The organism is Pauljensenia sp. 20925_1_34, from assembly GCF_041432775.1.
Classification (GTDB): Bacteria; Actinomycetota; Actinomycetes; order Actinomycetales; family Actinomycetaceae; genus Pauljensenia.
In genome coordinates, this window is sequence record NZ_JAPWAG010000043.1 from 1 (window position 1) to 9,689 (window position 9,689).

Sequence of the window (9,689 nt, forward strand, 5' to 3'; positions counted from 1 at the left end):
CCATCGTTGCATAGTGCGATGGACTGGCGATTGTTTCACGTGCAACATGTGGGCCCGGGAGGACGACAGTCCTCCCGGGCCCGGTGCGTCTCGCAGGGTAGTACGCGAGCAAAAGGCCTATGCGGGATCAGTCGGTGACAACATCCTCCACCGGCTCGGCGTTGTCGGCTGCCGCAGCCACGTCCTCAGAGACCGCCTCGGCCTCGGCCGGTACGCGTCCGCCAGCCACGAACTCGACGATGTCAGCACACAACTGCGCAAACGACGAATCCTCGAGCGCATCTGCCGCCTGGGGGAGCAGCGACGTATCCGTCATACCCGGCGCCACATTCACGTCGATGCACCAGCAGGTGCCCTCCTCGTCGACCACGAAATCCATGCGCGACAAGTCCCGCAGACCCAGCGTCGTGTGCGCCTCCACGGCCGCGGCCTGCATGTCAGCCAAGGCCTCGGGAGAGAAACGCGCCGGAACGAAGTACTCCGCCTCATCAGTCGTGTACCGCGCATCGTAGTCGTAGCGACCATCGTCCGTCACAACCTCGACGGGCGGCAGAGCGACCGGGCCGCCCTCCAGATCCACGACCGACACGGCCACGTCGCGGCCCTCAATGCGCTGCTCCACCATCAGACGCTGGCCGTACGCAAACGCATCCACCATCGACCGACGCAATTGCTTCGCATCATGCGCCGTCGAAATACCCAGTGCCGAGCCACCATCCGTCGGCTTAATAACAACCGGGAACGACACCGACCCCTCCAGCGCAGACAGCACATTCGACGCACCCAGCTGACGGAAAATCGCCTGCGGCAGCGTCACCCACCCTGGCGTCGCCAACCCCGCAGAACCCAGCAGCGCCTTCGCCGTCGGCTTATTCGACGCCAGCATCGAATGAACCGACGACGACCCCACAAAGGGAATCCCCAGCGACTCCAAGAACGACTGCAACGAGCCATCCTCGCCAATCGACCCATGCACGAGAGGCCAAATCACGTCAGGAGCGAACGACTCAATCGCCCCCGCCAGCGACGCATCCACATCCGAAATGACAATCTCGTAGCCGGCCTGCGCCAGAATATTCGCGACGCGACGACCCGAACGCACAGACACGTCACGCTCGTGCGTCAGACCGCCCGAAATAATCAGAACCTTCGTAGCCACAGTGTGTTACTCCTTCGCAACGTTAACGATTAGACCCAGCCCCGGCCTCGTCAATTGAAGCCGTGCCAAACATGTCGACCATTTCCTTCTCCGCATTGACCACCGTTGACAGGCGGCGCACACCCTCGCGGATATCCTCGGGCGTGGGGTAGCAGAACGACAAGCGCATGTGATTCGACCCCGAGCCATCGTAGAAGAACGCCGTACCCGACACGTACGCGACCTGAGCGCGCACCGCGCGCGGCAGCATCGCCTTCGCATCCAAGCCCTCAGGCAGCGTCACCCACGTGTAGAAACCGCCATCCGGCACCGTCCACGAGCACGACGGCATGAACTCCTCGAGCGCCGTCAGCATCGAGCGGCAACGCTCCGCGTACATCGAACGGAACGACTTCACCTGCCCATACCAGTCGTAGTTGCTCAGGTAATCCGCGATCGCCATCTGGCCCACCATCGACGGGCACAGGATCGCCGACTCGAGCGCCAGGACCAGCTTCGCGCGAATCGCGTGCGGCGCGTACGCCCAGCCGATACGGAAACCGGGCGCAAACATCTTCGAGAACGAACCCAGGTAGACGACGCCCTCCGGGCTGTACGAGGCGATGGCCGGCAGAGGATCGTTGTGGAAGCCGAGCAGACCGTAGGGGTTGTCCTCGACGATCAGGACGTGCTCGCGCAGGCAGATCTCGGCGATGATCGGGCGGCGCTCCGCCGACAGGGTCACGCCCGCCGGGTTGTGGTAGTTCGGGATGATGTAGATGAACTTAATTGTGCGACCCGAGGCGCGCACGTCGCGGATCGTCTCAACCAAGGCCTCGGGAATGATGCCGTGCTCATCCATGGGGACGTGCACGATGTCCGCCTGGCGGGCGCGGAAGACGCCCAGCGCGCCCACGTACGAGGGGGCCTCCGCGAGGACGACGTCGCCCGGGTTCACGAAGAGCTCGGTCACGAGGTCAAGGGCCTGCTGACTGCCCGTTGTTACGACCACGTCGTCGGGGTCGGCGCCGACGATGCCGTCGTAGGCCATGACCTCGGTGATGCGCTCGCGCAGCACCTCCCAGCCCTGGCCGTTGCCGTACTGCATGGCCTGCGCGCCGTGGTTGCGGATCAGCTTCTCCGCGGACGCGGCAAGGCGGTCGAGGGGGAGGTCCTTCAGGTTCGGCATACCGCCGGCGAGGGAGACGACCTCGGGGCGCGAGACGACGGAGAAGAGCGCGCGAATTTCCGACGCGCGCAGGTTCAGTGCGCGGTCTGCGTAAACGTCGTACCAGGGGTCGAGGCGGTTACCCTGCGCGGGCGTGCGCCCGGACGAGGCCGGGGTCGCCCCGTGTGTCGAAGGCTGAGTCAAGGGGTGCCATCCTTTACTTGGAGTCGCGTTATCCGTATAGGTAAAGTGTGCCACTTTCCTGGCTTATCGGGGCGATGAGGACCGGTGATTGGGCGCAGCGTTTCGCGTTTCCTTCGCTGAGGCCATGGTTGCGTTTCCGGGCGAGGCATGGGTGCTGCGGTTGTCGTCGCGCGTGACTGTTTCACGTGAAACAATTGATAGTGTTGAACGGTCAGCGCGGACGCACGGCTGCGCCGCTGATGTGTTGATCCGCTGGCTGGCGTGGATGCCCGTGTTGGCGAGGCTCGTTCGGGGCCGGAAGGGAGCGCGATATGTCGTTTGAGTTCACTGTTCTGCCTGATGAGCGTTTCATCGAGATTCTTGAGGCGTGGGTGGATTCGCCCTGGCCTAAGACCGCCGAAGACGGCTACGCCTTACGCGACCGCTTCGGATGGAAACCCTCGGAGAACAAGCCGAATGTTTTCACCTCTGATGTCGTGCCTGATGAGCTTTCCGCTAGCTTCACCAGTCGGCAGGGTGTAATTGGTTCTTTTGACTTTCCGATCACTGATATTGCGCCCGAGGAGGCTCGGGGGGATTCGTTGGAGGATGCCTTGGTGATTTATCGGCGTTTCTGTGACATCCTGACGAGCCGGTATGGGAAGCCCAAGCGGCGCAAGAATAGAAATGGTTATTACCGCTCGAATTTTGTGACGTCTCAGGGTGTTGGCGTGAGTGTGGGGGGCACGATCGCTCACGTGAGTTGTGTTGTTGAGTCTCCTGAGGAGATGTTTATTGCAAGTGAGTATGCGCGTCTGGTCGCCAAGGGGTACATCTCAGAGGACGAGTAGTCGTACCCCGGGGAATTTGGTCGTGCTCGTAGTGTGGTGTGGACCGTCCGCGATCGTAGGTTTCTACCCTTGGTTCGGCTTGTGTTGATGTTTCACGTGAAACAATGTTGTGGGAACGGTGGCCTACTATTTTGTCAATGATCTGCTGTGCTGCACTCGTGAATCTATGTTGTTTGAACGCTTGACAAGTTTCTCGTGTTGGGTCTCATTTGTTGCCATGACAGATATGTCCGGTGTGCATGCGGGTATCGATGAGCGTGTTGCGGCTCAGTTGAAGGCGCTCAAAGTCGCGAGCGCTGAAGCAGAGCGGATGGGAGCGGCTGCTCAGGCATTCCTTGATGGTGCCAATGAAGTGGTGGGGCAAGGGTCTGATCCGTCTGGGTGTGTGTCTGTTCGGGTGGATAGCGCCGGGCGGGTCGTGGAAGTCAGTGTGGATGGCGTAGTAGATAGTCGGATTGTCTCCGCTTATGAGGACGCTATTGCTGATCGCGGTGCTCAGTTGGCTGATGTTGCATCCGATGCATATGGGCCGGATTCACAGCCGGCGAAGGCGCTGTTGGAGCAGTACGGGTCAGCGCGTGAAAGCGCTGGCAAGGAGTCGCACGTGCCCCGCGTAGTTGGGGAGTACTGCGTGGACGTATGCCTGAGCGCAACCCGTATCGGAGGGGGCAGTGGTGAGCACAGGGGATCTGTCTGTCGATACTGCTGACGTCGTGACGTTGGCCGGTCGAACAGAAGCCGTGAGCGATGCCGTCAGCGAAGGAATTAGCGCACTCAATGCAGCACCTTCTTCAGATGGGTTCGGAATGATCGTGGGAGCGATCATCGGTCCTGTGCTGGGCATGTTTGCTACGTCTGCTCATGATTTGCTTGCTGCAGCTGGTACTCATGCGTCCGATACTGGCGGGGCGCTCCGGGGTGCTGCCGCGAGTTTTGAGGAGACGGAGTCTGACTCTGCAAACTCGGTGAGGACATGGATGCCATGAGCGTCGACTTGGCGGGAGCTGGTGCTTCTACGCATGTTGCGGGCCGGGGTGCCCGAGCTGCTGCTGGTGCTGCTTCAAGCGGTGTTAGCGCGCAGGATTTGATTGCTACACGAACCGATACGACCACTGCGGCGCAGGGTGCTGGACTTCTTGAGGACATTGAGTCAATTAGCTCGTCTTTGAAGGAGGGATCCTGGCTGGGCGTGGGGCTATCCACGGTCGGCGCTGTGGCGGACGTGGCCTCGGCCGTGACGAACCCGATTGCGACGCTGGTGTCGTGGGGCGCGGGCTTCCTCATCGAGCACTTCGAACCGCTCAAGGGGTGGATGGATCAGCTGGCTGGTAATGCCGATCAGGTTCGGGCGCATGCGCAGACGTGGGCGAATACTGCTGCGGCGATGGGTGGCCAGGCCGATTCCATGGAGTCGGACGTGTCGTCGTTGTTGTGCCGGAGTGAAGGTCAGACTGCTGACGCCGCGCGCACGAGGTGTGGGAAGACCGTTGACGCACTGCGCGGTGGTGCATCGTCTACGGAAGGGGTCAGTACGGCGATCGGCATTCTGGCTGAGGTCGTGGGTATCGTACGAAGCCTGGTTGTCGGGGCGATTAGTGACATCATCGGCCAACTCGCTCAGGCGATTGCGGAGGCAGTCCTGTCGGTGGGGACTCTGGCACCGCTTGTGGCTGCTCAGATCTCTACGAAGGTCAGCGCTTTTACCGCTGATGTGTCCCCGAAGATCAATGGCCTGATCGAGGCCGGGCAGAGACTCTCGCACAGTGTCACCGACCTGTCTGGAAAGGCGACAAGCATGAAGGCCGGCCTGGCTGCGGTGGTTCCGGGCTTCGGCATGATGGGCAAGCGCGGCAAGATCGATGACTTGGTCGACCACGCGTCTTGGGTCAAGGGCCGCCGGTCGCGCTCGACGCCTGACGGGGTTTCAGCCGTTGATCACCTCGCTGACATGAACCAGCAGCGCATCAAATTCCGGGCCACGCGCGTTGGCTTGGAACGTACCGTGGACCGCATGACCTCTCCCTTCAAGAGCGCACTGGATAAGCATTTCCCGAACCGAAACAGCCCGCGTAACCCGCGCTCGCACATGACGGTCAAACGACGCAATGAGAGCATTAGACATCTGCGAGAGCAAGGTGTGGATGACCGTGTAGTCGACGATCTGAATGACACTGCAGCAGATTTGACTGCTGCGCGTGTGGCTGAGGCTCGCGCTGCGGAGCGCATGGGGCACGCCGGTTTGGAGGCTAAGTGGGATGAGATGGGGATCGTTCAGGCCGGCGGCGTGGGCGGTCCGGGCACCGGTCGTAGTCACGTGGACACGATTGGGTATCGGCCTGGGGAGTTGCATGTGGGGGAGTGTAAGGGTGGCACGAGCGCCAAGATCGGGACCTACGAGGTTGACGGGGTCGAGGTCGAGCAGAGTTCGGCTGCCTACGTGGGGGACCGCCTGGCTAAGGACACGGACTTTCACCAGAAGATGCGTGAGAACCCGGCGTTGTGGGAGGCCGTCAAGGATGGGCGTGTCACGGTGTATTCCGACGTCGCGATTGCCCGCAGTGGGAACGCTGGGAGAATAGACTTTAGGACCGAGCCGATTGAGCTGGACCCAGCCCACATCGCCCGCATCGACCAGGCCATCAAGGGCTACTAGAGGAGGATCATGTCTTTTGAGTTCACTGTGTTGTCTGATGATCGTTTCATCGAGATTCTTGAGGCGTGGGTGGATTCGCCTTGGCCTAAGACTGCTGAAGATGGCTACGCCTTACGCGACCGCTTCGGGTGGGTGCCTGCGGAGGATAAGCCGAGTTTGTTTACTTCGGATGTTCGTCCCGACGAACTATCCTCGAGCTTCTCTGTCAGCGGTGGAAACATCAGGTCAATGCGTGTACCGATCACTGATATTGCTCCCGAGGAGGCTCGGGGTGATTCGTTGGAGGATGCCCTGGTGATTTATCGGCATTTCTGTGACATTCTGACGAGCCGGTATGGCAAGCCCAAGCGGCGCAAGAATAGGAACGGATTTTACGAGGCTCTATATGTTTCTCCGCAGGGGGTGGGTATCAATCCGGGAGGGTGTCGTTCCTTCGTTGAGTGCAACATTAAGTCTCCTGAGGAGATGTTTATTGAGAGCGAGTACGCGCGTCTGGTCGCCAAGGGGTACATCTCAGAGGACGAGTAGTACCGGCACCCGGGCGCGCCTGGCCTCCGGCTTACTGCCGGGGTGTGGCTGGCCTCGGTGGTGCGGGGGCGCGGCCGCCTGCTGGCTTGATGCCGAGTTCTGTCGTCCTCGGGCATACGGTGGGGGCTTGGGTTCCTGTGGGGTTGCTGTTGGGGCTGGTTGTGATTCATCCTGTGCGTGAGCGGCGTGTGTGTTGTTGGTGTCGGCCGGGCCATCAAGGCCCTGTGAAGGAGGATCATGTCCTTTGAGTTTACCGTGTTGTCTGATGATCGTTTCATCGAGATTCTTGAGGAGTGGGTGGATTCGCCCTGGCCAAAAACAGCCGAAGACGGCTACGCCCTACGCGACCAGTTCGGATGGACGCCAGATTCTCAAGATCCGGCGCTATTTGCCTCGGATGTTGAGCCAGATGAGCCGTCGGCTTACTTCACGGAGTCAAATGACTCGATTAATTCACTTACTTTTCCTATTACTGATATAGCGCCTGAAGGGGCTCGTGGGGAATCGTTGGAGTCGGCGAAGGTGATTTATCGGCGTTTCTGTGAGATTTTGACGCGGCGGTATGATAAGCCGAAGAAGCGTAGGAATAAGGGCGAATACTATCGTTCAACGTATATTACCTCGCTCGGTGTTGGCATCAGTATTGGCGGTAATCGGTCACTCATTGAGTGCTACATTAAGTCACCTAATCTTATGTTTACTGAGAGTGAGTATGCGCGTCTGGTCGCCAAGGGGTATATCTCGGAGGATGAGTAGTCGCGGTGGGTGGTCTCGGTGCCCGGGCGCGGCTGGTCTCGGGGTTACTGCCGGGGTGTGGCTGGCCTCGGTGGTGCGTGGGTGCGGCCGCCTGCTGGCTTGATACGGAGTCCTGCTGTCCTTGGGCTCGCTGTCGGGCTTGGGGACCCTTGGGCTCACTGCCGGGGCGCGGCCGCCTGCTGGCTTGATGCCGAGTTCTGTCGTCCTCGGGCATACGGTAGGGGCTTGGGTTCCTGTGGGGTTGCTGTCGGGGCTGGTTGTGATCCATCCTGTGCGTGAGCGGCGTGCGTGTTGTCGGCGTTGACGAGGCTATCAAGGGCTACTAGAGGAGGATCATGTCTTTTGAGTTTACCGTGTTGTCTGATGATCGTTTCATCGAGATTCTTGAGGCGTGGGTGGACTCACCCTGGCCTAAGACTGTTGAAGACGGCTACGCTCTACGCGACCGCTTCGGATGGGTACCCTCAGAGAACAAGCCGGATGTTTTCACCTCTGATGTCGTGCCTGATGAGCTTTCCGCTGCCTTCACCAGTCGGCAGGGCGTGATTGGTTCTTTCGACTTTCCGATCACTGATATTGCGCCGGAGGAGGCTCGGGGTGATTCGTTGGAGGATGCCTTGGTGATTTATCGGCATTTCTGTGACATTCTGACGAGTCGGTATGGGAAGCCCAAGCGGCGCAAGAATAGGAACGGATTTTACGAGGCTCTATATGTTTCTCCGCAGGGGGTGGGTATCAATCCGGGTGGGTGTCGTTCCTTCGTTGAGTGCAACATTAAGTCTCCTGAGGAGATGTTTATTGAGAGCGAGTACGCGCGTCTGGTCGCCAAGGGGTACATCTCAGAGGACGAGTAGTACCGGCACCCGGGCGCGCCTGGCCTCCGGCTTACTGCCGGGGTGTGGCTGGCCTCGGTGGTGCGGGGGCGCGGCCGCCTGCTGGCTTGATGCCGAGTTCTGTCGTCCTCGGGCATACGGTGGGGGCTTGGGTTCCTGTGGGGTTGCTGTTGGGGCTGGTTGTGATTCATCCTGTGCGTGAGCGGCGTGTGTGTTGTTGGTGTCGGCCGGGCCATCAAGGCCCTGTGAAGGAGGATCATGTCCTTTGAGTTCACCGTGTTGTCCGATGAACGTTTCATCGAGATCCTCCAGGCCTGGGTAGACTCACCGTGGCCCAAAACCGCCGAAGACGGCTACGCCCTACGAGACCAATTCGGATGGGTACCCAAGGAGGATAAGCCAAGTTTGTTTACTTCCGATATTCAACCTCACGAGCTTTCGTCTAGCTTTAGCTGTCGACAGGGAGCTCTATATTCATTTAACTTTCTAATTACTGATATTGCGCCTGAGGAGGCTCGGGGGGATTCACTGAAGGATGCCCTGGTGATTTACCGGCACTTCTGCGACATTCTGAAGAGCCGGTACGGTAAGCCCAAGCAGCGCAGGAACAAGGGGGGATACTACCGTTCGACGTATATTACTTCCCGCGGTGTCGGCATCAGTATTGGTGGCAATCGGTCACTCATTGACTGCTACATTAAGTCTCCTGAGGAGATGTTTATTGCGAGTGAGTATGCGCGTCTGGTCGCCAAGGGGTACATCTCGGAGGACGAGTAGTACCGGCGGGTGGTCTCGGCGCCCGGGCGCGGCTGGCCTCGACCTGGGAGTCGCAGGCGGATTGTTTCACGTGAAACAAACACCGGCCCTCGGGCCTAATGCAGGAGTGGAGAGAGCCAAGAGGTCATCGACACGGCGATAGACGTACTAGACCCAGTCGGCGATGAAGCCGAGGGTCGGTGGTCCGGTCGCCTCATGGGCTTGCCGGTTATGGGGCTCTTCGCATTTTGGGGTGTGGGGGGTGGTGTTGGCATGGGGTCGGGGCCTGCCCGATGATTGAGGTTGCAACACTTCAAACGCTGGGAGGCCCCGACATGCCTCATGCTACCTTTTCTGCTGCGGATATGACGATTTATTGTGGGTTGGAGGAGCTGGGCTTAGTGGCCGTGGGGATGCGCTGCCAGGGGGGTGGGTTCGTCCTGAAGTGCCGTGCGGCTAGTCCTGCTCGGCTGTGTCCAGGGTGTGGGCGCCCGGGGTATTCGCTGGGGTCGCGTACCCGGCGCTTAGCGCACGAACCGCGGGGGCATCAGCCCACGACGCTGGCGGTGTATGTGGGACGTTACCACTGTCGCGCGTGTTCTCGCTCCTGGTGTGACGACATCAGCCAGGCGGCTCCCCCACGCGCCAAACTCTCCTTTGGGGCCTTGCGCTGGGGACTTGTGTGCTTGATCGCTGACAATATGTCCATGAATCGGATCGCCGCTCACCTGGCGGTAGCCTGGCATACCGCCAACGAGGCGATACTGGCCTATGGGGAAGAACTCCTGCTGGCGGATTCGACTCGTTTTGAAGGCGTGCGCGT

The 9,689-nt window shown here is 60.1% G+C and carries 9 protein-coding genes; 7 read left to right on the top strand and 2 right to left on the bottom strand.

Going from position 1 to position 9,689, the window contains the following annotated elements; all coding sequences use genetic code 11:
* Positions 1–127: 127 nt before the first annotated feature.
* Both O3669_RS10500 and O3669_RS10505 read right to left on the bottom strand, forming a co-directional pair.
* Positions 128–1,159: a D-alanine--D-alanine ligase gene (locus O3669_RS10500; RefSeq protein WP_371524756.1), complete on the bottom strand. Its 1,032-nt coding sequence runs from the start codon at positions 1,157–1,159 to the stop codon at positions 128–130.
* Between the two features lie 22 nt (positions 1,160–1,181).
* A complete protein-coding gene (locus O3669_RS10505) occupies positions 1,182–2,510 on the bottom strand; it encodes a PLP-dependent aminotransferase family protein (protein ID WP_371524758.1) in 1,329 nt (442 codons plus the stop codon).
* Positions 2,511–2,821: 311 nt separating this feature from the next.
* Between O3669_RS10505 and O3669_RS10510 the strand changes: the two genes are divergently transcribed.
* The 7 genes from O3669_RS10510 to O3669_RS10540 all read left to right on the top strand — a co-directional run bounded on the left by O3669_RS10510 (position 2,822) and on the right by O3669_RS10540 (position 8,887).
* The gene (locus O3669_RS10510; protein WP_371524760.1) at positions 2,822–3,340 is read left to right on the top strand and encodes a DUF6301 family protein; all 519 of its coding nucleotides are present in this window, start codon (positions 2,822–2,824) and stop codon (positions 3,338–3,340) included.
* A gap of 118 nt (positions 3,341–3,458) precedes the next feature.
* Complete coding sequence (locus O3669_RS10515; RefSeq protein ID WP_371524762.1) at positions 3,459–4,049, top strand: hypothetical protein; 591 nt, start codon at positions 3,459–3,461, stop codon at positions 4,047–4,049.
* 375 nt (positions 4,050–4,424) lie between these two features.
* Positions 4,425–5,993, top strand: coding sequence for a hypothetical protein (locus O3669_RS10520; RefSeq protein ID WP_371524764.1), 1,569 nt, complete (start codon positions 4,425–4,427; stop codon positions 5,991–5,993).
* A 9-nt stretch (positions 5,994–6,002) separates the two neighbouring features.
* Complete coding sequence (locus tag O3669_RS10525; RefSeq protein WP_371524766.1) at positions 6,003–6,521, top strand: DUF6301 family protein; 519 nt, start codon at positions 6,003–6,005, stop codon at positions 6,519–6,521.
* 237 nt (positions 6,522–6,758) lie between these two features.
* Complete coding sequence (locus O3669_RS10530; protein ID WP_371524768.1) at positions 6,759–7,277, top strand: DUF6301 family protein; 519 nt, start codon at positions 6,759–6,761, stop codon at positions 7,275–7,277.
* Positions 7,278–7,612: 335 nt separating this feature from the next.
* Positions 7,613–8,131 carry a DUF6301 family protein gene (locus O3669_RS10535; RefSeq protein WP_371524770.1) on the top strand — a complete coding sequence of 173 codons (519 nt, stop codon included), beginning with the start codon at positions 7,613–7,615 and terminating at the stop codon, positions 8,129–8,131.
* A 237-nt stretch (positions 8,132–8,368) separates the two neighbouring features.
* The gene (locus tag O3669_RS10540; RefSeq protein WP_371524772.1) at positions 8,369–8,887 is read left to right on the top strand and encodes a DUF6301 family protein; all 519 of its coding nucleotides are present in this window, start codon (positions 8,369–8,371) and stop codon (positions 8,885–8,887) included.
* Positions 8,888–9,689: the final 802 nt, after the last annotated feature.